Source organism: Liquorilactobacillus nagelii DSM 13675, from assembly GCF_019444005.1.
Classification (GTDB): domain Bacteria; phylum Bacillota; class Bacilli; order Lactobacillales; family Lactobacillaceae; genus Liquorilactobacillus; species Liquorilactobacillus nagelii.
Genome location: NZ_CP049304.1, coordinates 155,473 through 179,053, shown reverse-complemented (window position 1 = coordinate 179,053; position 23,581 = coordinate 155,473). Strand labels below are relative to the sequence as shown.

Below are 23,581 nucleotides of genomic sequence, written 5' to 3'. Positions count from 1 at the left end.
AAAAAAAATAACAATAGTCTCTTGTAAATGACGGTATTTGTGTTATAGTAATCCTTGTAATAAAAAAAGTAACAATAGATTTGCTAAATACGGAGGAATTGCTTATGACAAAAATAACGGCAGGACAAGCTATCGCTAAAGTTTTAATAGATTGGGATATTGATCATCTTTATGGTATTACAGCTGATTCAATCAACAATACTGTTGATGGCTTTTATCAAGAAAGAAGTCGATTGAAATATATTCAAGTACGTCATGAAGAAGTTGGAGCTTTAGCTGCTGCTGCAGATGCCAAATTAACAGGAACCATCGGTGTCAGTTTTGGATCTGCAGGCCCTGGTGCTGTCCATCTACTGAATGGACTATACGATGCCAAAATGGATCACGTACCCGTTTTAGCAATCGTTGGACAGTCAGCGACTGGTGTAATGAATACGAACTTCTTTCAGGAAATGAATCAAGATCCAATTTTTGCTGATGTAGCTGCATTTCACAAGCAGGTTGTTAATGCTGAGCAAATTCCTTATGTAGTCGATGAGGCGATTCGCTCAGCATATGCCACAAAGTCTGTTTCAGTAGTAATTGTTCCCGATGATTTATCCGGTCAAAAGATTGAATTTTCTGGCTTCAAAACTGCTCCAATCAAAGCAACTGTTCAAAATTCAAGCCCCAAAGAAAGTGATTTAATACAAGTTAAATCAGCCTTAAAAGCAGCCAAGCATCCGATTCTTTGGGTCGGTAAAGGAGCTTTTAAAGCTCGAAATGAGATCATAGCAGTTTCAGAAAAATTTAGTTTACCCGTATTATCAACTGCTCCGGCAACTGGAGCAATCCCAACCGATCATCCTAATTTTATGGGTTCGCGCGGACGCCTTGGAACAAAACCGGCATTTGAAGTTTCTCAAGCTGCTGATTTAGTTTTATTTATTGGTACTAACTTTCCTTTTGCTCGTTACCTGCCTGATAATATCAAATTCATTCAAGTTAATAACAATTTAGCTGATCTTGGTAAACAGCGTGATGCCGATCTTACTATTTTGTCAGATGCTCAACTCTTTCTTCAAAAGTTATTAGAATTTGATTTTTCAATCGCACCAACCAATTTTCTAAAAGCTGCCCAGATTGACAAAAAGAACTGGGACGCTTGGTTAAATAAACTAGCAGATGATGATCAAGCTGGTTTGACAGCTGAAGGCGTGATGAAAGCAATTAAAGAAAACTCAACTGATGATGCTATTTTTGGACTTGATGTCGGCAATAATACTGAGTGGGCCATTCGTCAACTACCACTCAACCGACAACAGCGCTTTACAATGTCAGGCTGGTATGGAACAATGGGGTTTGGCTTGCCAGCGGGGTTGGCCGGTAAATTAAGCTATCCTGACAGACAGGTTTGGAGTATCTCAGGTGATGGTGGCTATGCAATGGTAATGCCAGATTTATTGACTGAAGTTAAATATCAGTTACCAGTTATTAATGTCGTTTTAGAAAATAAAGTTTTCGGATTTATTCAACACGAAAAATTAGTCGCCCATCAAGCGCCGTATGGAATTGATTTATTGGGTGCAGATTGGGCAAAAGCGGCAGAAAACTTTGGTGCCATCGGGTTTAAAGTAACTAATTTAGCCGAATTAACAGCTTCTATGCAAAAGATTAAAGAATTACAGGCTAATGGCAACCGCTTACCAATTGTTTTAGACGCTAAAATTCAGAATGTTGATCCAATTGATACAAGTTTTGTTCCAGTTGATCGAGCAACATTTGGTGATCAAATGGTTGATAACTATCGGCAGCAATATCGAATTACTGAAAGTGAACAACCCGCTTTCAATGAAATCTTAACTAGTCTAAACAATACCGAAATATAGTTTCTTTAAATCAACTAAATGTAATTAATTTACAATACTAAAATATAAATCAGGTCATTAATTTAAACATTAATGACCTGATTTTATAATTTGCTCAGCTTACGCTTTAAGATCTGTTCACTTTTTTATTCTATTTCAGTGTTCTACTTGGATGACAAGTTAAGTAGATTATTTGATGTTCTTTGGCCAATTCCTGTAAAAGCTTCATTCCACCCTGCAACTTTTCAGCATCTAAGTTCACAAACGGATCATCAAAAATAATTGGTGGCTTTTCTTGCTGATACATCGCATCAATTAATGATAAACGTCGACAAATTCCTAATAAATCTTGATATCCTTCGCTTAAAAGATTTAATTGATGTTGTTTTCCATAAGCTGCTGCCGTTAAATTCAACTCAGCATCTAAACGATAATTCTGACTGTTCTCTTGAGCTAATTCTTGATAATAATGAGCAAAATTTTTCATTATCGGATCCATATATCGAGCAGAAAAATTGTTTTTTGCAGTAGCCAAATACTTGCTAGTCGCTGTTAGTAGTTTAAATCGCTTGGTCAGTTCCAAATTCTTTTGTTCAAATTCAGTTTTTTGACTGGATAACTGATTAAAATAATTTATTTCTTTTTCAAATTCACTCAAAACTGTAGTAATTTTCCAAGCTTTTTGCTGATTTTTTTCTAACTTTTCTTTTACTGTGTTCAATTCATTAGTTAATTCACTAAGAGAATCTGGCTGGTTAGTTATCGATGTCGTAGAATTCTGTGCATAAAACGTAGGATTTTCTGTTAAAAAATTTTGAATCATTACTTTCAGATTCGCCAGTTGCTGTTCTTCATGTTGTAAAGTAATTACTTGATCACGTAAAATTTGTAGCTGATCACTAAAATTTGCCGTCTCTGATTGTTTAAAGCTAGTTAAAAAATCTTGTTGTTCCTTCATTAAAACTTGATACTTTTTTCTTGCTGCTATTGTTTGGCTTTGTTGATGTTGCAAGTGGTGATATTCTTGAATTTCAAATTTCAATTGCTGCAAAGCAGTTGCATAATCTGCCGTCAAGTCAACTTGATAATAATTGATGAAATTCAATAACTCTGTTTGTAATTGTTGCATTTGTTGCAGGTCAGCTGCCGATATTCCTCGGGCTTTACGTTGACTCAATTGCTGAAAATCCAGATACTCATTTTTAAATTTTGCTAATTCATTCGAAGCCGCATTTACAGGACAATTAATTTCAAATTGCTGCAACCGTTGTTCAATCCGGTTAGTAACTTTGACTACTTGCTGTTGCAGGTCTTGCAATTCTTTTTCCAACTGCAAAATTTGAAGATTAGCTTGCTTTGGCTGAACAGGTTGTTGTAGTATTTTCCATATTAATAGCAAACAACCTATTAAAAATAAAATCATTCCCATAAATAAATTAGTTTGAAAATTAACAATTCCTAAACCGATCATTAAAATGCTAATAAACAACCAAATCTTCGAATTTAATATTTTAGGTCTCGTTTGGCGCCTTAGACTACCTGTAGTTGCTTGCTGCCACCCCCGATATTCAGCTTGTTTTTTTTCAAATTGATCTTGCAACTTGTGCCGTTCTAAAAGCCAAGTTTCTAGCTCAGCAATTTTTGTTTCAGTTATTGGTCGCTGAGCAAATTTTGTTTGTGCAACTGACAAGCGCATCATTTCAGCCGTTGATAACCCGCTTTGTTGTTCTTGCAATTTTAATTTTCGCAATTGTTGGTTTTTTGCAGTCATTTTGGTCAACTGGTCTACTGTAACCTGATCAATTCGACGTTGAAGTAATTGTTCTAAGCGTTCATTGTCAGTTGACCCAGGTGTTTTAATCATGTTTGCAAGTAAATTAATTTGTTCAGCTTTTTTTTGCTGCTTTTCAATAGTAATTAACGAAGGAACCTGTCCAGAAAATTGCTGTTTAATCAGATTGATTTTAGTTAAAATTTGTTGTTTTTGTTGCAACAACAATTGATACTTTTTACTTGCCAATTGTTGATCTTGATTTTGGCTAGATTGCTGTAATCTTTCTTGTAATTTAACTTGTTGTTGCTTTAACTGTTGTCTTTTCTCATTTAAAAGCGATAATTTTTCTTTTTTTTCAGCAACTTGTTTTAATATCACTGGTTGCCGTTCTAAATCAACTTTAATTTCAGCTATTTTGGCTTGCACCTGATAAAGCTCCCCAGTCTTTCGCCGCGGTGTTAAATGATTAGTCTGCTCTTTAAACCTTGCTTGAACGAGTTGATAGCTATTCATGTCCGCCTGTTCACCAGACAAATTACCAATTTTAGCATTTATTCCCGGAGTAACATCTGTTTGACAGTTTTGCTGGGCAATAAATAATGTATTTTCAAAGGAAGTCCGGTCAATTCCAAATATCTCTTCACCAATTTTAGTCGTGAAGTCATTACTAGGTAAATTAGTAACTGCATCATATAAAGCAAAATAATCCTCTTTAGGTCGAGCACCAAAAGTTCGCTCCAACAAATACTTTTTTCCAGCGGTCCTAAAGGTTAATTTCCCACCATAAGTTCCTTGCTGCCAAGGTTGATAATGTTTACGTTCATTATCAACCAAGCTACGCTTATGCTCATTCGCAAAACCATAGAACATAACAACTATGAATACGGTCAAAGTACTTTTGCCCCAACCATTTTCAGCTACGATTGAACTTAATCCAGAATCAAACTGCCATTCAAAATCATGTAACTTGCCAAAATCATTAATTTTGCAGTTAATTAACCTCATCTTCAAAAATCCTCCCCATTTAAGGCCTGGAGACCGCATTTAATGATGGCTGCTCTTTGCTGTTCATTTAGCGTCGAATCATCTTGCAACAAACGAACAAATTCACCTTTTAAAGATATATCATTAGTAAAATTAGCATAGTCAACCTGTGAGGTGCTTCGATCAACCAGCTTGACCAAGTAATAAGTGTTCTTCAAATTGTTCTGTAATTGAACTAAGTCATGCTCACTTGATAGTGAAACTTGTCCTAATAAAATAATTTTTAACAATGCTGTCGTGGGAACCTTTTGATGTTTCAACTCTAATTTTATTTTTTCAAGAACTGCTGACGTCGTTTGACATCCTGTTATTTCGACTTTGATTTCGTAAAGTTCACGTTGAGCAAATGGAACAAACTGATATTGCCAACGATGATTCTTTTCGTCAATATTTAATTCTACAAATCCATGTTGACCTAATTCATCAAAACCTCGTCCCTCAAGACAACCCGAATAGCAATATATACCACGCGGAGGTAATTTTCCAGTTTGGAATTGGTGTAAATGACCTAACGCTAAATAATCAATTTTTTGATTTACTAAATCTTTTAGAATAATGTTTTCATTCGAGGTTAACTGACCATATTCTGAAATTTGACCATGTAAAACAACCAAATTAAAATTGTTGGCTGATAAATTTGGAACTCGCAAGGGTGGTTGAAAACGAGGATCATTTAAATCTACCCCACTAATAGCAATCGGCCAGTTACTGTCTGGATTTAGATAATAGTTTTCCCATTCATTGGAAAATAAATGTAAATTTTCGGGTAGTTCCGTTAGCGTAGTCGTTAGACAATCATTTTCATGATTACCGGTTAAATAATAAAATTGGATCTGTGAATATTTTTTGATGTTATCTAAAACCAAATTGCGAGCAGTAGCTGAGATAATTGGAGTATCAAACAAGTCACCAGCAATTATTATTGCTGCAACTTTATTATTCCAAGCATATTCCACTAAACGACTGAAGTTAGCTAATAATTCAGCTCGTCTTGCTTGAGCTTTTTTGGGTGCTAGATGAGTTGTCAATTGCGAGTCGAGATGTAGATCTGCACAATGAATGATTTTCATTCAGCTTTCCTTCCTAATAACTTTTTCTTAACCACGTTAATATATCAATTGTCTGCTGGTTAAACAATGGTGGTAAATTAGCCAAAGAAAAATACTGTAATGCCAAAGTTTCATCCGTTTTTTCTGTCAATAAGTGACCACCGATTGGTTTAACTAAAAATAACTCTGTAATTGTTTGTGCAACATCACCATTTGGATAAGTGGCTGTTCCTTTATCAAAAGTCTTTAATAGTTTAACAATTTCAACGTCTAGCCCACTATCCTCTTTCATTTCACGCAAACAGGCTTGGCGATAAGTTTCACCATATTCAAGAAAGCCACCTGGTAAACTCCAATTATGAGAATCGGTTCGCAAGTTAAGTAGCACCTCATTATGTTGATTCATAACTACCCCTGCCGCAACGTTTAAAATAATTGGTGTATTACCAACTAGTTCTCGAATCATTTCAATATATCCTTTTTTTGTCAATTATTTCACCTCAATACAAAATCCATTAAGTCAACCACTCCCAACTAAAGTCAAAAGTTAGTGAAAACTGCACCTAACAGCGCAACGACCACAACAGCAATTACCTTGCAAACACGTCTTACGCGCTGATTACCCGTTGCCAGACGGACTGAATCTAGCTGCAGGTCACAAAATAGTGAGTACCATATTATATTATGGTCAGCGAATATTAGCTTGTTAGTTGTTCCAGTGTCTCTGACAAAACCTCAATCATGGCAAGATCGAGTGGTGCTTCTAGAGTTAACTGTAACAAATCTTTTTCCATACAACTTAGCTTTACAGGCAGGCGTACCCATTTCAACATCAGAAAATGCTCTTAGCTAGGTCATAATTTTACAGCAAATTCTTGCTTCTTAATTTTTCAGCCAAAAAAACAAATCGCGGTTCTTGATAAGTGTTGTCAGAACAGAGTGTAAAAGATTTTTATGACTATTGACTACTTTTAACAAGCTCACGTCGTTTCTGCTAATTTTTGACATTGCGAAATGGACGGGAAACTTCGCAATTTACACCGCAACAAACCAAAAGCTGTGCCATAGTCTTGCTCAATTAGTTGCCTCTCAATGGTGATAAAAGCATTATAACATCTAAAAAAATCTAAATTTTTATAATATTAAATTGATCATTCTAAGAAGAAGGCACAGATAGTGGCTCTTTATGAATGTAACTACATCTATAATCTCATTCAGTTGGTTATAGGCAAACCACCGTTAGTGAAGAACCTGAACGTTATCCTTTCTGAAAACTGTGCCAAACCATATACACCTTTTCTTAATTTTAAACCTAGGCCTAGGCCACCAACCAATGGAGTTAAGTCTTTCAAATATAGCTCTTGCCAGATATTTTTCAAACAACCCCAAAACTAAACCAACAAAAATTCTTGGATGATCATTAGTTTTAATTAAATTGTACTACAAAATCACATATCAAATTATTCAATAAAATAAAAAAGACAAACTAATTGTTTGCCGTTAATCTATGGTTTCTGTGCTTGACTCTAGCGGTGAATTTTATCTTGTAACTTATCACCTAAATCATCGACTTTTTTTGAAGCCACTACTGTTCCAGCTAATAATATACCACTAATAACTAAAAAAATACTAAAAGCAGTTTTGAAAATTATTTTAATCAGTTCCATAAGCCAACTCACCTATTTTTTTCTTTGTTTTTATTTAATTCTTTATAAATTGTTAGCAGCAATTGCCCCAATGCTAGTAACAGAGATAACTTCGACCAAAAACCAATGCCTTTAATTTTTTTCAAGCTTACCTCACCTCTCTATTCTTTCTACTTTTATTATAATTTAAACAACCCTTATTTTGCTATTAATTCGAATCGTAAATCAGTTTAATTTTTATAAATCATCTTACACTACTATCACAAGTGTAAAATTTAACGCTACTATTCATTGAGGCTTCCTTATTTAAATTAATTTTAATTGGATTAAAACTATAATACTCTTCAAAATAGTAAGTTAAGGAACTTAAGCAGGCAGCCGATCGATATACAGAATAAGTTGGTTGATATTTAGAACTTTTAGGTACTGTTACCGAATCTAACAAACGCCAACAATTATTAAGTGCTTGTTTTTCTGATGCAGCTAAATCAATTCTTTCCTTATAATAAGCAGCGCGAAAGAGACGTCCGCTGGGGGTATAACTACCAGGTGGTGTTTTTTTGCCATTAAAGCTTCCACTACTAATTCGGCTAGTAAACTTTTCTAATTTATTATTTTCAAAGTCTGGTTTCAGATCAAGATAAGCTTTCAGTCTTCCTAATTGTTGCTCAAAATTAAATGTGTTGGTTGCTATTCCTAATGGGTTGTTAAAAATCCTCATTGGTTGGCCAGAAGGTTGTAATAAAATAGTTTTACCCGTTCGATCAATTAAAATATAGTAAAGTTCCAAATGTTTATATTTTCTTTGGGCGAACTGATCGTCTAGAAGGTAAAAATCAGAAATCTTTCGTTCTATTTCTTCAACCGAGCGAAAGTTTCCTAGTAAATACAAGGGTAATTCAAAAGGAGCCAAATTTATTTTGCCATTCTTGGAATATTCAGGATAATTCGTGCCATTTTTAAAAGTCAATTTTTGAACCGCTAGTCCCCATTGATTAATTCCATCTGAAAGATCAATTTCATCAAATAAACGATGCCCTGCACCTATAATTGAATATGAGTTTTTTATTAACTGATTATCGTATGCAGACTTCCATTCATAATCTTTTGGAATAAATACCGGAGAATCAACTAATTGATTCCAATCCATTGTTCTTGAAATAACTTTGGCTCCATTTTTAGCCTGTTGAATAATACTAGTACACAATTCTGATTGCCTCCTCATTTGTTTTGCTTATTCAAATTTTACATTTACTTTAATCGTTTATTTTTTATAGAACCATTAAACACTACAAAAAAGCGGGTCTCCGTCAAATTATATTGGTGGAACCATGAAGTCCTCTGAATGGGGGGCTTCTTTATTTTACAATTAAAAGAATTCTGGCATAAAAATGATCCATATTTTTGAATCCGTAACAGATACGTTTAATTACTTTGATTTTACGATTGATTCCTTCGATAGGTCCATTGGAGATTGTTGTTTTTGGTAATTAGTTAGAACTTGTCTGAGCTTTTTTGAATCTTGTTTTTTAATTGCTTCTTGGATTTGGTGAGCTGTTTCATAGGTATATTTAAGCTTTGAATTAGTACTAAGCCCTAAATCAATCAGGTTCTGTTGCGTCATATATTCGTTAAGCCCTCTGAAGTATTGTGTTTTTGAACGATTGATTTTTTCAGTATCTTTATGAAACAAACGCCAATTGATTTTTAAAGCTTTATAGATACGACTATGCTTATCGCCTTGTTGTTTTAAAATCTTAACTCTGAGTTGGTCAAACGCTCGATTTATCAATTGAACAACATGAAAACGGTCAATAATGATTTTAGCATGCGGGAAAAGTCGTCTGATGAAAAGCTGGTAATTGGCATTTAAATCAATGACAACCGATTTGACAGCTGAACGTTCCTCTAGAGAATAGCGATTTTCAAAGTAAGCACAAATATTTTTAGACAAGCGATCATCAAGAATTGAGATTAAATTGTGATTTTCAGCATCGATGGCAATAAATGAATATTATGTATTTTGCAAGAGCTTTGTACATATGATCTGCCAACTGATTTGAATTCATCAAAACAAAGCCGTTCAGGAAGTTTGGCTAGGCGCTGAGGTCTTTGAAAATCATGATATAAAATCCGTGTAACTGAACTAGGAGAGATCCCGACTAGTTTGGCAATCATCGTAACAGTGAGTGATTGTTTGGCTAATTTAACAACAGCAGATTTGAGACCTCTGGTAAGCGAGTGATTTTTTTCAACAATTGGAGTATTGGCACCGCAAGTTATCTGGCAGGATTTACAAAAATAGCGTTGTTTCCGCAGATACATCAAAATCATTGGACCATTGAGTGTCGGCAAACGGAGCTTGGTCAAGTTGGTACCATTTTTTATCAACGATGTAAAACCACAGTGAGGGCAATGAAAAAGTTGATAACTAAGGCGGGCATGGATAACTTTAAAATGGTAGACAACGCTATTTTTAGTAGTTCTAAGATCTTCAACTTTAAAGAATTTAATATTAGGATCTTTTATTTCAAGTAATTGTGCGATAGAATTTAACTGGGACATGGTTTATCCTTCTTTCGATTGGGTTTAGACACTTAAATCGTATCATAGGATGCCATGTCCTTTAATGTATAAAATAAAAAAACTGATATTGGCTTTTATGTTCCACCAATATCAGAAAGTATAGACCCAAAAAAGCTTTAATTGCAATTAACTGCAATTAAAGCTTTGAAAACCGGTCCTAGCCGGATTTGAACCGGCGATCTCCTGCGTGACAGGCAGGCGTGATAGACCCCTACACCATAGGACCAATATTGCGGGAGCAGGATTTGAACCTACGACCTTCGGGTTATGAGCCCGACGAGCTACCAGACTGCTCCATCCCGCGATAATATTAAAACTGACCCGTACGGGATTTGAACCCATGTTACCGCCGTGAAAGGGCGGTGTCTTAACCACTTGACCAACGGGTCAAAAAACGGAGAAGGAGGGATTTGAACCCTCGCGCCGCTTTCGCGACCTACACCCTTAGCAGGGGCGCCTCTTCAGCCACTTGAGTACTTCTCCAAAATAAGCGGGTGACGAGAATCGAACTCGCGACAACAGCTTGGAAGGCTGTGGTTTTACCACTAAACTACACCCGCATAAAAACAATGTATGGCGCGGGACAGAATCGAACTGCCGACACATGGAGCTTCAATCCATTGCTCTACCGACTGAGCTACCGAGCCATCACTCTATAAACGGTCCTAGCCGGATTTGAACCGGCGATCTCCTGCGTGACAGGCAGGCGTGATAGACCCCTACACCATAGGACCAATATTGCGGGAGCAGGATTTGAACCTACGACCTTCGGGTTATGAGCCCGACGAGCTACCAGACTGCTCCATCCCGCGATAATAAAAAAGGAGGATGAGAGATTCGAACTCTCGCGTGGGGTTAACCACCTGACGGTTTTCAAGACCGTTCCCTTCAGCCAGACTTGGGTAATCCTCCATAATTTTTTTAAACCACAAGGTCTATTAGAACCTAATGGACCTTGTAGGACTCGAACCTACGACCGGACGGTTATGAGCCGTCTGCTCTAACCAACTGAGCTAAAGGTCCAAGCTCCAAACGGTATCGCGGTGAAGGGGATCGAACCCCTGACCTCCCGGGTATGAACCGGACGCTCTAGCCAGCTGAGCTACGCCGCGATCTGACTTTTTTAAAGCCAATCAGTGAATTTCTCACTAATCGGGAAGACAGGATTCGAACCTGCGACCCCCTGGTCCCAAACCAGGTGCTCTACCAAGCTGAGCTACTTCCCGATAATGCACCCAGTAGGAGTCGAACCTACAACCTTCTGATTCGTAGTCAGACACTCTATCCAATTGCGCTATGGGTGCAAATATAATTTTTAAATCAAGCGGAAGACGGGATTCGAACCCGCGACCCCCACCATGGCAAGGTGATGTTCTACCACTGAACTACTTCCGCATTACTATAATGCCGACTAGACGATTCGAACGCCCGACCCTCTGATTACAAATCAGATGCTCTACCAACTGAGCTAAGTCGGCAGAAGTTAATCAACACAACGACTTAATTATAGTAACAAAAGATTAACTAAATGTCAATAGCAACTTTGAACTATTTAACATAATGAGTCGTGACAGGCTCGAACTGTCGACCCTCTGATTAAAAGTCAGATGCTCTACCGACTGAGCTAACGACTCAATGGAGGATACAGGGCTCGAACCTGTGACCCTCTGCTTGTAAGGCAGACGCTCTCCCAACTGAGCTAATCCTCCATCGAAGTGAGCACGGCAACTTCCTACCCTCACAGGGGGCGATCCCCCAACTACTATCGGCGTTAAGAAGCTTAACTTCTGTGTTCGGCATGGGAACAGGTGTATCCTTCTTGCTATCGCCACCGCACTCTTCTTTTGAGAAAATCTTGTTCTCTCAAAACCAGCTAATATCTTTCTCTTTTTCCCTCGAACTCCGTTCTTCTTCTTTGGTTAAGTCTTCGGTTTATTAGTACTGGTCCGCTCCATTCATCACTGAACTTCCACTTCCAGCCTATCTACCTGATCTTCTCTCAGGAACCTTATTTCTCTAAAGAATGGGAAATCTTATCTTGAGGTGAGTTTCGCACTTAGATGCTTTCAGCGTTTATCTCATCCACACTTAGCTACCCAGCTATGCTCTTGGCAGAACAACTGGTACACCAGCGGTGTGTCCATCCCGGTCCTCTCGTACTAAGGACAGCTCCTCTCAAATTTCCTACGCCCGCGACGGATAGGGACCGAACTGTCTCACGACGTTCTGAACCCAGCTCGCGTACCGCTTTAATGGGCGAACAGCCCAACCCTTGGGACCGACTACAGCCCCAGGATGCGATGAGCCGACATCGAGGTGCCAAACCTCCCCGTCGATGTGGACTCTTGGGGGAGATAAGCCTGTTATCCCCAGGGTAGCTTTTATCCGTTGAGCGATGGCCCTTCCATTCGGAACCACCGGATCACTAAGCCCGACTTTCGTCCCTGCTCGACTTGTCTGTCTCGCAGTCAAGCTCCCTTGTGCCTTTACACTCTGCGAATGATTTCCAACCATTCTGAGGGAACCTTTGGGCGCCTCCGTTACCTTTTAGGAGGCGACCGCCCCAGTCAAACTGCCCACCTGACACTGTCTCCCGCCAAGTTTATTGGCGAGGGTTAGAGTGTTCATACAACGAGGGTAGTATCCCACCAATGCCTCTGCCGAAACTAGCGTTCCGGCTTCTATGGCTCCTACCTATCCTGTACAAGTTGTACAAACACCCAATATCAAGCTACAGTAAAGCTCCATGGGGTCTTTCCGTCCTGTCGCGGGTAACCCGCATCTTCACGGGTATTATAATTTCACCGAGTCTCTCGTCGAGACAGTGCCCAGATCGTTACGCCTTTCGTGCGGGTCGGAACTTACCCGACAAGGAATTTCGCTACCTTAGGACCGTTATAGTTACGGCCGCCGTTTACTGGGGCTTCAATTCTGAGCTTCGCCGAAGCTAACCCATCCTCTTAACCTTCCAGCACCGGGCAGGCGTCAGCCCCTATACGTCATCTTACGATTTTGCAGAAACCTGTGTTTTTGATAAACAGTCGCCTGGGCCTTTTCACTGCGGCTGAGCTTACGCTCAGCACCCCTTCTCCCGAAGTTACGGGGTCATTTTGCCGAGTTCCTTAACGAGAGTTCTCTCGCTCACCTGAGGATTCTCTCCTCGACTACCTGTGTCGGTTTGCGGTACGGGCAGCTTTGATCTCACTAGAAGCTTTTCTCGGCAGTATGACATCAGCACCTTCACTACTTAAATTTCGCTACTCATCACAACTTGTCCTTATGCCAGCAAGCATTTTACTCACTAACAGACTTGTTGCTTGAACACACCTCCAACAGTGTGCGTGCTTAGCCTCCTGCGTCCCTCCATTGCTCAAACAATCATTGCTGGTACAGGAATCTCAACCTGTTATCCATCGCCTACGCCTTGCGGCCTCAGCTTAGGTCCCGACTAACCCTGGGTGGACGAGCCTTCCCCAGGAAACCTTAGTCATTCGGTGGACAGGATTCTCACCTGTCTTGCGCTACTCATACCGGCATTCTCACTTCTAAGCGCTCCACTGGTCCTTACGATCCAGCTTCTCCGCCCTTAGAACGCTCTCCTACCACGCAACCTTACGGTTGCATCCACAATTTCGGTAATATGTTTAGCCCCGGTACATTTTCGGCGCAGGATCACTCGACTAGTGAGCTATTACGCACTCTTTAAATGGTGGCTGCTTCTGAGCCAACATCCTAGTTGTCTGTGCAATTCCACATCCTTTTCCACTTAACATATATTTAGGGACCTTAATTGGTGGTCTGGGCTGTTTCCCTTTCGACTACGGATCTTATCACTCGCAGTCTGACTCCCGAAGATAAATATATGGCATTCGGAGTTTATCTGAATTCAGTAACCCAAGACGGGCCCCTAGTTCAAACAGTGCTCTACCTCCATTATCCTAACTTCGAGGCTAGCCCTAAAGCTATTTCGGAGAGAACCAGCTATCTCCAAGTTCGTTTGGAATTTCTCCGCTACCCACATCTCATCTCAGCATTTTTCAACATACACGAGTTCGGTCCTCCAGTGCGTTTTACCACACCTTCAACCTGGACATGGGTAGGTCACCTGGTTTCGGGTCTACGTCTGCATACTAATTCGCCCTCTTCAGACTCGCTTTCGCTACGGCTCCGTCATTTACGACTTAACCTTGCATACAAACGTAACTCGCCGGTTCATTCTACAAAAGGCACGCTATCACCCGTTAACGGGCTCTAACTACTTGTAGGCACATGGTTTCAGGAACTATTTCACTCCCCTTCCGGGGTGCTTTTCACCTTTCCCTCACGGTACTGGTTCACTATCGGTCACTAGGTAGTATTTAGCCTTGGGAGATGGTCCTCCCGGATTCCGACGGAATTTCACGTGTTCCGCCGTACTCAGGATCCTGAACTGAGGGAAAACGATTTTGTCTACGGGGCTCTCACCTTATTTTGCTGACCTTCCCAGATCATTCGACTATCGTTTTCTTTGTTAACTCAAATGTTCAGTCCTACAACCCTAGAAAGCAAGCTTTCTAGTTTGGGCTCTTCCCGCTTCGCTCGCCGCTACTGGGGGAATCGAGTTTTCTTTATCTTCCTGCAGGTACTTAGATGTTTCAGTTCCCTGCGTTTGCTTCTAACTAGTCTATGTATTCAACTAGCAGTAATAGCTCATTACAGCTATTGGGTTGCCCCATTCGGAAATCTCCGGATCACAGCTTACTTACAGCTCCCCGGAGCATATCGGTGTTAGTCCCGTCCTTCATCAGCTCCTAGTGCCAAGGCATCCACCATGCGCCCTTATTAACTTAACCTTGTTTTACCTGCGGTAAAACGGTTATGAGTTTGCGTCAAGAACTTCTTGTTCAAAACTCTTTTAATACGCGGTGTTCTCGGTTTAATAAAAAAGATATTATCTGGTTTTCAAAGAACAAAACTGATGGTTTTACCATCAATGGAGCCTAACGGGATCGAACCGATGACCTCCTGCGTGCAAAGCAGGCGCTCTCCCATCTGAGCTAAGGCCCCATATCAAAAGGATGGGCCTAAATGGACTTGAACCATCGACCTCACGCTTATCAGGCGTGCGCTCTAAACCAGCTGAGCTATAGGCCCATACATCCTCAAGAGAGTAGACCTCTCAAAACTAAACAAAGTTTCGTGCTTGTGCAGGTTCCGTTTCTATCCTTAGAAAGGAGGTGATCCAGCCGCAGGTTCTCCTACGGCTACCTTGTTACGACTTCACCCCAATCATCTGTCCCACCTTAGACGGCTGGCTCCTATTGGTTACCCCACCGGCTTTGGGTGTTACAAACTCTCATGGTGTGACGGGCGGTGTGTACAAGGCCCGGGAACGTATTCACCGCGGCATGCTGATCCGCGATTACTAGCGATTCCGACTTCATGCAGGCGAGTTGCAGCCTGCAATCCGAACTGAGAACGACTTTCAGAGATTAGCTCAACCTCGCGGTCTAGCGACTCGTTGTATCGTCCATTGTAGCACGTGTGTAGCCCAGGTCATAAGGGGCATGATGATTTGACGTCATCCCCACCTTCCTCCGGTTTGTCACCGGCAGTCTTGCCAGAGTGCCCAACTTAATGCTGGCAACTGACAATAAGGGTTGCGCTCGTTGCGGGACTTAACCCAACATCTCACGACACGAGCTGACGACAACCATGCACCACCTGTCATTCTGTCCCCGAAGGGAACACCTAATCTCTTAGGCTATCAGAAGATGTCAAGACCTGGTAAGGTTCTTCGCGTTGCTTCGAATTAAACCACATGCTCCACCGCTTGTGCGGGCCCCCGTCAATTCCTTTGAGTTTCAACCTTGCGGTCGTACTCCCCAGGCGGAATGCTTAATGCGTTTGCTGCGGCACTGAAGGGCGGAAACCCTCCAACACTTAGCATTCATCGTTTACAGCGTGGACTACCAGGGTATCTAATCCTGTTTGCTACCCACGCTTTCGAACCTCAGCGTCAGTTACAGACCAGAGAGCCGCTTTCGCCACTGGTGTTCTTCCATATATCTACGCATTTCACCGCTACACATGGAGTTCCACTCTCCTCTTCTGCACTCAAGTCTCCCAGTTTCCAATGCACGACTTCGGTTAAGCCGAAGGCTTTCACATCAGACTTAAAAGACCGCCTGCGTTCCCTTTACGCCCAATAAATCCGGACAACGCTTGCCACCTACGTATTACCGCGGCTGCTGGCACGTAGTTAGCCGTGGCTTTCTGGCCAGATACCGTCACTGCACGAACAGTTACTCTCGCACACGTTCTTCTCTGACAACAGAGTTTTACGATCCGAAAACCTTCTTCACTCACGCGGCGTTGCTCCATCAGACTTTCGTCCATTGTGGAAGATTCCCTACTGCTGCCTCCCGTAGGAGTTTGGGCCGTGTCTCAGTCCCAATGTGGCCGATCAACCTCTCAGTTCGGCTACGTATCATTGCCTTGGTAAGCCATTACCTTACCAACTAGCTAATACGCCGCGGGTCCATCCCAAAGTGATAGCCGAAACCATCTTTGACACAGAAACCATGTGGTTTCTGTGGTTATGCGGTATTAGCATCTGTTTCCAAATGTTATCCCCCACTTTGGGGCAGGTTACCCACGTGTTACTCACCCGTTCGCCACTCAGTTGTTTAAGTCGGTGCAAGCACCAGTTAAAACAGCTTCGTTCGACTTGCATGTATTAGGCACGCCGCCAGCGTTCGTCCTGAGCCAGGATCAAACTCTCATTTTAAAGTTTATGACTCATTTTTATTACTAGCGAATTGACTTCGCAAATTTTGTCCTTGCTTTCGCAAGGCCCTGCACATTTGCTTTATCGAAACTTTGTTCAGTTTTCAAAGGTCTACTGTTTTAATAACGCAACTTTTAAATTATACAACATATTACATAATCAGTCAAGAACTAATTTGAAGTTTTTATTTTTTAAAATCTCGGTTGCTTAGCAGCAACAAGATAAATGATACTGTTTAGCCATCAAAAAGTCAAGAAAAATTTAAAAAACAACTCAATTTTTATTTTTTTCAACATTCTCTAGTCCTTCGGCAATCCAAGCTTTTTGCCTAATTGCAATAGGTTCAAATCCGGTTGTAACCTGACGGCTTGTCCAATAATGCTTGTGAAGACATTTAACTTTAGTTTTAGCTGCTATTTGCGGCGGCTTAGTTACACATCTTAAAGACAAGCTTATTTTCTTGGTGTATTCATCAATATCAATAATCATAACTTTAACCACTTGTCCTACCTTGACCAACTTATGAATGTCTGACACATATCCCTGACAACATTCAGAAATATGAATCAATCCTTGTGCTTGATTATCTAAGCCTACAAATACACCATAAGATTGAATTCCAGTTACCCTTCCCTTAATTATCATTCCAATTTTGTAAGTCAACTTTTCACCTCCACATTCAGAAATTTCTAAATAAAATATTATTTATTTGATATAGAAATTTTCTTAATAGCTACTTCTTTTATTGGGTGATCGTTCTCAGTTTGCAAATTTGCTATTTCATCTATAACATCCATTCCAGATCTAACCTGTCCAAAAACTGTATGATGATGATCCAACCAAGGTGTTCCACCCTTAAGATATGCCTGAATAATTTCTTGTGGATAGTTTGCTTGTCTTAACTGTTCCTCCATTTGAGAAGGTAAATTTTGATTTTGGACAATAAAAAATTGACTTCCGTTTGTATTAGGACCAGCATTAGCCATTGAAAGTGCCCCACGTAGATTAAAAAGTTCGTTTGAAAATTCATCTTCAAACGATTGCTGCCAGATACTTTGTCCTCCCATCCCGGTACCTGTCGGATCGCCACCCTGAATCATAAAATCTTTTATTACTCGATGAAAAATAGTTCCATCGTAATAACCTTTCATGCTCAACTTAGTAAAGTTTTCTACCGTTTTAGGTGCATATTCAGGAAATAGTTCGACCAATATTTCACCAAAGTTAGTCACAATTTTTGCTAGCGAGCTGGTTGACTCTGTTTTATTAATTTGTGGATACATTTAATTAACTCCTTCAATAAATATAATTTAATCTTATTTTTAATTGTACTAAAAAAATAAAAAATTTCCAATTCAATTTTATTTTGATACCCATCTATGCTAAGGTAGCATAGTGTAATTATGATGAAGGGAGTAACTTATAAATGTCAGATGAATACTACGACATTACAATAATTGGTGGTGGTCCTATTGGTATTTTTGCCGCTGCTTATGCAAAAATGCGACAAGCTAAAGTTCAAGTTATCGAGAGTCTTGATCAACTTGGTGGTCAAGTTTCCGCACTTTTCCCAGCAAAAAAAATTTATGATATTCCAGGTTATCCTGTAATTACTGGAACAAAATTAATCGAAAATCTTGAGAATCAGGCTGAACAATTTGGTCCAGAGTTCTTTTTAAATGAAGCAGTTTCCCAAATCAAGCAAAAAGGCAATTATTTTCAATTGCTTACTACAAAACGCACAACACTTAGTAAATCTATAATTATTGCTACAGGTGTTGGAGCTTTTCAGCCGCGAAAACTGGCCTTGCCCGAGGCAGCTCAATTCGAGAACAAGCAATTACGCTATTTCATCAAAAATCCCCAAGAATTTGCTGGAAAGGATTTAATTATTGCCGGTGGTGGCGATTCAGCCGTTGATTGGGCGCTTGAATTAGCTTCCAAAGCTAATTCTCTTCATGTTGTTCATCGACGCAATAACTTCCGTGCACTCGAAAGTAGTGTTAGCCAATTGAAAAAGTCAAAAGCCATCCTTGAAACACCTTTTTTGGTTGACCAAGTCCTACCTGCTGACAATCAGAGAATTAAAGTTATTTTGAAAGAGGTTCGTGGCACTGTACAAAAAGAACTAGAAACCGATTATCTTCTAGTTAATTATGGCATAATTTCAAATAATAAAAATTTGAAAGATTGGAACATTCCTGTTCAACATGGACTCATCGAAGTAAACTCGAAAATGGAAACCGAAATTCCCAAGATTTTCGCAATTGGTGATGTTGCCAGTTACAATGGAAAACTAAATTTGATTGCTACAGGCTTTGGTGAAGCTCCAATCGCAGTAAATAATGCTCTCTTAGAGCTCTATCCTGAGAAACGCCAACCCATGCATAGTACTCAGCTGGTTAAATCTTTGCCTAGATCCAAATAGAACAACTAATATTTAAGGAGAGCAGTATGAATTTTTTAATTGATTTTATTTTGCATATAGACAACCACCTTGTTTCAATCGTCAATACTTTTGGTGGTTGGACCTACTTAATTTTATTTCTGATTATTTTTATTGAAACTGGCGCAGTAATTTTACCATTCTTACCTGGTGATTCACTTTTATTCGCTGCGAGTGCCTTAGCTGCAAATCCGAGTTATCACTTAAATATCTGGTTGTTAGTTTTATTGTTTTGGTCAGCGCCATTATTGGGTGATTCACTAAACTTTATAATTGGCAAACGAACCGGCAGTCACATTAAACCGGGTTCTTTTCTGGGAAAGTTTATCAAAGAATCAGACCTAACAAAAACTCGCAATTTTTTTGAAAAACATGGTGCAATTGCAATTTCCCTAGCAAGATTTATGCCAATTATTCGTACTATGGCTCCATTTATTGCTGGAGGAAGTGGTATGCCTTTTAAAGACTTTTTTAAATTCAATTTTCTAGGCGCCACCGCTTGGATGGCACTTTGTTGTGCTGGCGGCTTTTATTTTGGAAACTTTCCAATTGTTAAAGAGCATTTTTCACTAGTAATCATTGGAATCATTGTCGTTTCATTATTACCAGCTGTTATCGGATTTCTTAAAAAGAAGCTTAGCCATTAAAAATAAAATAGCTTGCCAGTTACTTTCAAACTAGTAACTGGCAAGCTATTTTTTTAAACTTTTTTTCCCTTGAATCAAACAAAATACGAAAGAACTACCTATCAGCAAGAAAAATAGTGCAAAAGCTGCCGCAAAAAATTCTTCTGGTAAGACTTTAATAATTGGATCTTTCTGAGGATCAAAAACCCAATCTTGATTACGAAACAAAATTAAATGAAAGTAAACAAAAAAATCATTAAAATCTAAACTTGCAAGTATAAAAAGTCCAATTGTCAAACTACCAAATATTTTGCAAGGAAATAGTAATTCCCACCAACACTTAGTTATTTTTAATCTATGCAGATAGCTAAGTGTTGGATAAAAAGTTAGTATTAAGCACAAATAATTAATTTCAAATAAATGCTTAACCTCTAAAAAATGTTCTCGCGCACTAGCTGTACTTGGCAAACTCAGTCTTAATTGCTTTTGCCAGGGAAAATTTAAGTAAGATAACAACTGATGATATTCCGTAATTAATTGCTGATTGGTCATTTTAACTAAAGAAGCTAAATGATAATGATAGACAAAGAAGTAATACAAAGGCGTAAAATTAATAGTGATTGCAATCGACAAACTAATTACAAAAATCCCAAGAAATATCCAATTTATTATATTACGCCAACTAATCAGTTTCATCTAGAGCTTCCAATCATCGAGTGAAGCGACTTCATAAGTTGGTTGATTAATTTGTTGTGCGACCTGCTGACGGGTTGAAACTCCAGTATAAACTAACAAAGTATCAATTCCAAAATTAATTCCAGCTCTAATATCAGTTTGATAGTTATCGCCAACCATAATAACCTGATCTTTATCTAAGCCAATTTTTTTTAAAGCCTTTTTCATAATTATTTTTTCAGGCTTACCTATATATGTTGCTTTTTGCTGTGTTGAACATTCAACCAGTGCAATTACTGATCCCGCTCCAGGAACCAAACCTCGTTCATTAGGTAAATTAGTGTCAGCATTAGTTCCAATAAACCTAGCTCCACGCTTAATAGCCAAAGTTGCTAACTCAAACTTATGGTACGTAACATCATAATCTAGACCGACAACTACATAATCTGGTTTCTTTTCTTCAAAATGAAATCCACGATCTAGCAAAGCTTGCTTTAAACCTAGTTCCCCAATAGCATATACAGTTCGTTTAGTTGAATCTAAATCTGCCAAATAGTCGGCTGTTGCTAAAGCAGTAGTGTACACATTATCTGCTGAAACATTAATATCAAAATTCTCAACCAAATTAGCCGCTACCATTGCAGGAGTTTGAGTACTGTTGTTCGTTACAAATAAAAAAGGAGTCTTTGTTTTCTGTAATCGCTCAATAAATCGTTTTGCAGCAGGAATTTTTATTTTCCCGCGATAAATTGTACCATCTAAATCGATTAAATATCCTTGATACCGTTGCATTTTTCTTTCTCTCTTTCAAACTAATTTTCTTTATTTTTTTGACGAATAGTAAAGTTCCGCTGACGTTTCTGTTTATTTTGCTTAATAACATTTTTTTTCGAATTTTTAATAGCTTTTTTAGAATCTTGGCGTTGATGAATCTCAAATTTCTGTTTGTCACTAACCTCTTTAGCCCTTTTTTTATTTACCCTTTGCCCCATCCCAAATGAATTTTTCTTAGCAACTGATAATTTTTTAACTTCCTTTGTTTTATTACTTTTGGACAGTATGTTATCTTTTCGACGAAATTTTTTAACTTTTTTAGCAGGAACTGCAACTGATAAATTTTTCAAAATAAAGTACGCACAACCAAAGTTACAATATTCATACAAATAATCCTCAAGATGTGAAATACTCTGTGAAGGAAGTCCTCGTTGACTATCATTTTCATAAAAGCCATGCAGTCTTAATTGATCAAATCCCCAATCGCCAACTATATAATCGTATTTTGTTAAGATCTGACTAAATCGTTCTTCTAATTTTTCAACCTGGAATCCATCACGACTATTCTTGATCAACAAATAAGGACGTCCATCAATTGTTAATTCATTTTTTCCAGTAACTTCAACCTTACTTGCATACTCTTTTAAAGTTGCTGCCTTTTTGGCCAATTGTGCTTCAAGTCGTTCTTTTTTCTCGCTATTCACTATTTCACCCCTTTCTAACTGGATATAGTTCGGCTAAATATTCTCCTAAAATATCTCGCAAAAAGCGATCCCCCCAATACTTGGCGTGTCCAGCAATTTCTAACGTAGGAAAAAATGGACAATAAATAAAGTTATCCACCGTAGCAATCTCATAATCTGCGCTTAAATTAATTGAATGACCATTAACTATAACCCTTTTTTCTTCGGTATCAAATTTAATTCCTGCATAAACGAGTTCACCAAAGATTTTGCCCCGGAAACCATTTCCTTTAACAATTGCGTTTCGTAAATGATTACGATTTTTTTCCATTTCGCGAATTAATCGCCATAAATTATAGCCATTTAAACGAACTTTAACAACACGCATCGGATGTGGTAGAATCCGGTGTAAATCATTTTTTGTAATAACTCCTTGTTCTAAATCACCAAGAAATAGGCCACCATTTAAAATTGCTAATTTTGTCCTAGTCAGCTGCTGAATGGCAGCTAAAGTCACTTTCATTAATGGAGATGAGCTTTGCCAAGATGCTGGTAAAGCGTTCGGAATGTTAGCAACTTTAAATTGTTGCAACAATCTTTCACCCGTCTGCTGATAATTAGTAATTTCAATTTGATCTCCAACCTGTTCCGGTTGATCCTCTATTTTGATCGTTTCAGCTTGAGCAGATTTAAGATGATGATCATCAAAATTTAGCGTAATTTGACCAACATATTGACCCCATTTACCAGCTGCACCAAGCAACGTATCTCCAACCCATTCACCTTTCTTTAACAAGTGATGGGTATGACTACCAATAATTAAATTAATTTGTGGATACTCATGTGCCAATTTTCGATCCCAATTTATACCTAAATGCGATAATAAAATAATATAATCGGTTTCAGCAGCTAAACTTCTCACCAAATCAGGTAATACTTGATCAACTGATAAAGCTTCCCAGTTATTCATATCATACGTTGCATCAAATGGCGCTGTACAGCCTAATATTCCAATTCTAGTATTATTTGCAGTAGTAAATATTTTTTTTTGACAAGTCCATTTTGGCGGTTTTCCAGTTGTTCTATCAAGCAAATTGTCAACGATTACTGGAAATTTTGCATCCCGGTATAGATCCATCAGTTGTTGATGCGAGTTGCCAATTCCTTCATTATTTCCAATTGTAACTGCATCATAACCAATTTGATTCATCAATTCAATGTTAATTTTACCATTTGTTGCTTCGGTGTACGGATGAACACGATCCATTGCATCACCTAGATCGAAAGCGAGCACAGATGTCTGGGCTTTTTCTAACATTTTTCTCGTCTGTTGCAAATACCTACGTATTTTAGGAACATTTTCAAAATGTGAATGCAAATCATTTGTGTGAAAAACAACCAATTTTTCTATTGCCATTTAATTTCCTCCTAAATTTTTTCTAAATCAAAATTGCATTTTGGAAAATTTTATCTTTTGCAGATGATCATTCACAATATTTTTAATAGATTGTTCTTTCAATGGAAATCAAAATAAAAAAGTTTAAATGATCTACAACATCTTTTTCAGTAACTTGCTGGTTATCCATCATTTCTTATTTTCTTTTAATACGCTCCCAAATTTTTAACATGAAGCGGTTTTCTATTAAAAAAAGCGTATCTGTA

General features: G+C 38.7%; 15 protein-coding genes, 19 tRNA genes, 3 rRNA genes and 1 pseudogene. 3 read left to right on the top strand and 35 right to left on the bottom strand.

Translation table 11 applies throughout. The features are described from left to right. The first annotated feature begins 104 nt into the window (after window positions 1-104). Window positions 105-1,868 (top strand): thiamine pyrophosphate-dependent enzyme, encoded by a 1,764-nt coding sequence (locus G6O73_RS00965; RefSeq protein ID WP_057884808.1) that lies wholly within the window; start codon window positions 105-107, stop codon window positions 1,866-1,868. A 130-nt stretch (window positions 1,869-1,998) separates the two neighbouring features. Here G6O73_RS00965 and G6O73_RS00960 read toward each other — a convergent pair whose 3' ends face one another. From G6O73_RS00960 to G6O73_RS00805, 31 genes and pseudogenes are all read right to left on the bottom strand, one after another. Next, window positions 1,999-4,626 carry an AAA family ATPase gene (locus tag G6O73_RS00960; RefSeq protein WP_057884807.1) on the bottom strand — a complete coding sequence of 876 codons (2,628 nt, stop codon included), beginning with the start codon at window positions 4,624-4,626 and terminating at the stop codon, window positions 1,999-2,001. Between the two features lie 2 nt (window positions 4,627-4,628). Then, entirely contained in the window at window positions 4,629-5,735 is a 1,107-nt protein-coding gene (locus G6O73_RS00955; protein ID WP_057884806.1) for a metallophosphoesterase family protein, read from the bottom strand. 13 nt (window positions 5,736-5,748) lie between these two features. Continuing rightward, on the bottom strand, window positions 5,749-6,180 hold the full coding sequence (locus G6O73_RS00950; RefSeq protein WP_057884847.1) for an NUDIX hydrolase: 432 nt from the start codon (window positions 6,178-6,180) through the stop codon (window positions 5,749-5,751). Between the two features lie 1,060 nt (window positions 6,181-7,240). Continuing rightward, on the bottom strand, window positions 7,241-7,381 hold the full coding sequence (locus tag G6O73_RS00945; RefSeq protein ID WP_162254584.1) for a hypothetical protein: 141 nt from the start codon (window positions 7,379-7,381) through the stop codon (window positions 7,241-7,243). A gap of 223 nt (window positions 7,382-7,604) precedes the next feature. Next, window positions 7,605-8,567 carry a linear amide C-N hydrolase gene (locus G6O73_RS00940; protein ID WP_057884805.1) on the bottom strand — a complete coding sequence of 321 codons (963 nt, stop codon included), beginning with the start codon at window positions 8,565-8,567 and terminating at the stop codon, window positions 7,605-7,607. Window positions 8,568-8,718: 151 nt separating this feature from the next. Beyond that, window positions 8,719-9,314 (bottom strand): annotated as a pseudogene (locus tag G6O73_RS00930) (transposase). Window positions 9,315-9,334: 20 nt separating this feature from the next. After that, on the bottom strand, window positions 9,335-9,925 hold the full coding sequence (locus tag G6O73_RS00925) for a helix-turn-helix domain-containing protein (protein ID WP_057885731.1): 591 nt from the start codon (window positions 9,923-9,925) through the stop codon (window positions 9,335-9,337). 173 nt (window positions 9,926-10,098) lie between these two features. After that, window positions 10,099-10,172 (bottom strand) — tRNA-Asp (locus tag G6O73_RS00920). 4 nt (window positions 10,173-10,176) lie between these two features. After that, window positions 10,177-10,250 (bottom strand) — tRNA-Met (locus G6O73_RS00915). 13 nt (window positions 10,251-10,263) lie between these two features. Continuing rightward, a tRNA-Glu gene (locus tag G6O73_RS00910) sits at window positions 10,264-10,335 on the bottom strand. 6 nt (window positions 10,336-10,341) lie between these two features. After that, window positions 10,342-10,429: transfer RNA gene (locus tag G6O73_RS00905), tRNA-Ser, on the bottom strand. Window positions 10,430-10,435: 6 nt separating this feature from the next. After that, window positions 10,436-10,506: transfer RNA gene (locus G6O73_RS00900), tRNA-Gly, on the bottom strand. Between the two features lie 14 nt (window positions 10,507-10,520). Beyond that, window positions 10,521-10,593, bottom strand: a tRNA-Phe gene (locus G6O73_RS00895). 13 nt (window positions 10,594-10,606) lie between these two features. After that, a tRNA-Asp gene (locus tag G6O73_RS00890) sits at window positions 10,607-10,680 on the bottom strand. Between the two features lie 4 nt (window positions 10,681-10,684). Next, a tRNA-Met gene (locus tag G6O73_RS00885) sits at window positions 10,685-10,758 on the bottom strand. Window positions 10,759-10,768: 10 nt separating this feature from the next. After that, window positions 10,769-10,858 (bottom strand) — tRNA-Ser (locus G6O73_RS00880). 37 nt (window positions 10,859-10,895) lie between these two features. Next, window positions 10,896-10,969, bottom strand: a tRNA-Ile gene (locus tag G6O73_RS00875). A gap of 15 nt (window positions 10,970-10,984) precedes the next feature. Then, window positions 10,985-11,058, bottom strand: a tRNA-Met gene (locus G6O73_RS00870). A gap of 40 nt (window positions 11,059-11,098) precedes the next feature. After that, window positions 11,099-11,172 (bottom strand) — tRNA-Pro (locus tag G6O73_RS00865). Between the two features lie 4 nt (window positions 11,173-11,176). Next, window positions 11,177-11,250 (bottom strand) — tRNA-Arg (locus tag G6O73_RS00860). Window positions 11,251-11,269: 19 nt separating this feature from the next. Continuing rightward, window positions 11,270-11,341 (bottom strand) — tRNA-Gly (locus G6O73_RS00855). 10 nt (window positions 11,342-11,351) lie between these two features. Continuing rightward, window positions 11,352-11,424, bottom strand: a tRNA-Thr gene (locus tag G6O73_RS00850). A gap of 83 nt (window positions 11,425-11,507) precedes the next feature. Then, a tRNA-Lys gene (locus G6O73_RS00845) sits at window positions 11,508-11,580 on the bottom strand. Between the two features lie 2 nt (window positions 11,581-11,582). Beyond that, a tRNA-Val gene (locus G6O73_RS00840) sits at window positions 11,583-11,655 on the bottom strand. A 10-nt stretch (window positions 11,656-11,665) separates the two neighbouring features. Further along, window positions 11,666-11,782, bottom strand: a 5S ribosomal RNA gene (gene rrf, locus G6O73_RS00835). 79 nt (window positions 11,783-11,861) lie between these two features. Then, a 23S ribosomal RNA gene (locus G6O73_RS00830) occupies window positions 11,862-14,778 on the bottom strand. Between the two features lie 141 nt (window positions 14,779-14,919). Further along, window positions 14,920-14,992, bottom strand: a tRNA-Ala gene (locus G6O73_RS00825). A gap of 12 nt (window positions 14,993-15,004) precedes the next feature. After that, window positions 15,005-15,079: transfer RNA gene (locus tag G6O73_RS00820), tRNA-Ile, on the bottom strand. Between the two features lie 76 nt (window positions 15,080-15,155). Next, a 16S ribosomal RNA gene (locus tag G6O73_RS00815) occupies window positions 15,156-16,715 on the bottom strand. The 16S, 23S and 5S rRNA genes sit together here with 19 tRNA genes alongside, the layout of an rRNA operon. A gap of 273 nt (window positions 16,716-16,988) precedes the next feature. Further along, window positions 16,989-17,378, bottom strand: a complete 390-nt coding sequence (locus G6O73_RS00810) for a CvfD/Ygs/GSP13 family RNA-binding post-transcriptional regulator (protein ID WP_057884792.1) — start codon at window positions 17,376-17,378, stop codon at window positions 16,989-16,991. A 38-nt stretch (window positions 17,379-17,416) separates the two neighbouring features. Then, window positions 17,417-17,998, bottom strand: coding sequence for a peptidylprolyl isomerase (locus G6O73_RS00805; protein ID WP_057884791.1), 582 nt, complete (start codon window positions 17,996-17,998; stop codon window positions 17,417-17,419). 143 nt (window positions 17,999-18,141) lie between these two features. Here G6O73_RS00805 and G6O73_RS00800 point away from each other — a divergent pair, with 143 nt between their 5' ends. Beyond that, a complete protein-coding gene (locus G6O73_RS00800) occupies window positions 18,142-19,143 on the top strand; it encodes an NAD(P)/FAD-dependent oxidoreductase (RefSeq protein WP_057884790.1) in 1,002 nt (333 codons plus the stop codon). 26 nt (window positions 19,144-19,169) lie between these two features. After that, on the top strand, window positions 19,170-19,808 hold the full coding sequence (locus G6O73_RS00795; protein ID WP_057884789.1) for a VTT domain-containing protein: 639 nt from the start codon (window positions 19,170-19,172) through the stop codon (window positions 19,806-19,808). A gap of 45 nt (window positions 19,809-19,853) precedes the next feature. Here the strand turns inward: G6O73_RS00795 and G6O73_RS00790 are convergent, their stop codons facing one another. Genes G6O73_RS00790 through G6O73_RS00775 form a run of 4 tightly spaced genes read right to left on the bottom strand, consistent with a single transcriptional unit; the run spans window position 19,854 to window position 23,336 of the window. Beyond that, window positions 19,854-20,483: a TIGR01906 family membrane protein gene (locus tag G6O73_RS00790; RefSeq protein ID WP_057884788.1), complete on the bottom strand. Its 630-nt coding sequence runs from the start codon at window positions 20,481-20,483 to the stop codon at window positions 19,854-19,856. Further along, window positions 20,484-21,254, bottom strand: a complete 771-nt coding sequence (locus G6O73_RS00785; RefSeq protein ID WP_057884787.1) for a TIGR01457 family HAD-type hydrolase — start codon at window positions 21,252-21,254, stop codon at window positions 20,484-20,486. It lies immediately after the preceding gene. Between the two features lie 20 nt (window positions 21,255-21,274). Next, window positions 21,275-21,940, bottom strand: coding sequence for a YutD family protein (locus G6O73_RS00780; RefSeq protein WP_057884786.1), 666 nt, complete (start codon window positions 21,938-21,940; stop codon window positions 21,275-21,277). A 4-nt stretch (window positions 21,941-21,944) separates the two neighbouring features. Then, window positions 21,945-23,336, bottom strand: a complete 1,392-nt coding sequence (locus tag G6O73_RS00775) for a bifunctional metallophosphatase/5'-nucleotidase (RefSeq protein WP_057884785.1) — start codon at window positions 23,334-23,336, stop codon at window positions 21,945-21,947. Window positions 23,337-23,581: the final 245 nt, after the last annotated feature.

What these genes read in the sequence shown, in the direction of transcription:
- G6O73_RS00950 (WP_057884847.1), bottom strand. Translation starts at nt 6,180, where the DNA reads ATGATTCGAGAACTAGTTGGTAATACACCAATTATTTTAAACGTTGCG.
- G6O73_RS00925 (WP_057885731.1), bottom strand. Translation starts at nt 9,925, where the DNA reads ATGTCCCAGTTAAATTCTATCGCACAATTACTTGAAATAAAAGATCCT.
- G6O73_RS00945 (WP_162254584.1), bottom strand. Translation starts at nt 7,381, where the DNA reads ATGGAACTGATTAAAATAATTTTCAAAACTGCTTTTAGTATTTTTTTA.
- G6O73_RS00775 (WP_057884785.1), bottom strand. Translation starts at nt 23,336, where the DNA reads ATGGCAATAGAAAAATTGGTTGTTTTTCACACAAATGATTTGCATTCA.
- G6O73_RS00800 (WP_057884790.1), top strand. Translation starts at nt 18,142, where the DNA reads ATGTCAGATGAATACTACGACATTACAATAATTGGTGGTGGTCCTATT.
- G6O73_RS00795 (WP_057884789.1), top strand. Translation starts at nt 19,170, where the DNA reads ATGAATTTTTTAATTGATTTTATTTTGCATATAGACAACCACCTTGTT.
- G6O73_RS00955 (WP_057884806.1), bottom strand. Translation starts at nt 5,735, where the DNA reads ATGAAAATCATTCATTGTGCAGATCTACATCTCGACTCGCAATTGACA.
- G6O73_RS00790 (WP_057884788.1), bottom strand. Translation starts at nt 20,483, where the DNA reads ATGAAACTGATTAGTTGGCGTAATATAATAAATTGGATATTTCTTGGG.
- G6O73_RS00785 (WP_057884787.1), bottom strand. Translation starts at nt 21,254, where the DNA reads ATGCAACGGTATCAAGGATATTTAATCGATTTAGATGGTACAATTTAT.
- G6O73_RS00805 (WP_057884791.1), bottom strand. Translation starts at nt 17,998, where the DNA reads ATGTATCCACAAATTAATAAAACAGAGTCAACCAGCTCGCTAGCAAAA.
- G6O73_RS00965 (WP_057884808.1), top strand. Translation starts at nt 105, where the DNA reads ATGACAAAAATAACGGCAGGACAAGCTATCGCTAAAGTTTTAATAGAT.
- G6O73_RS00960 (WP_057884807.1), bottom strand. Translation starts at nt 4,626, where the DNA reads ATGAGGTTAATTAACTGCAAAATTAATGATTTTGGCAAGTTACATGAT.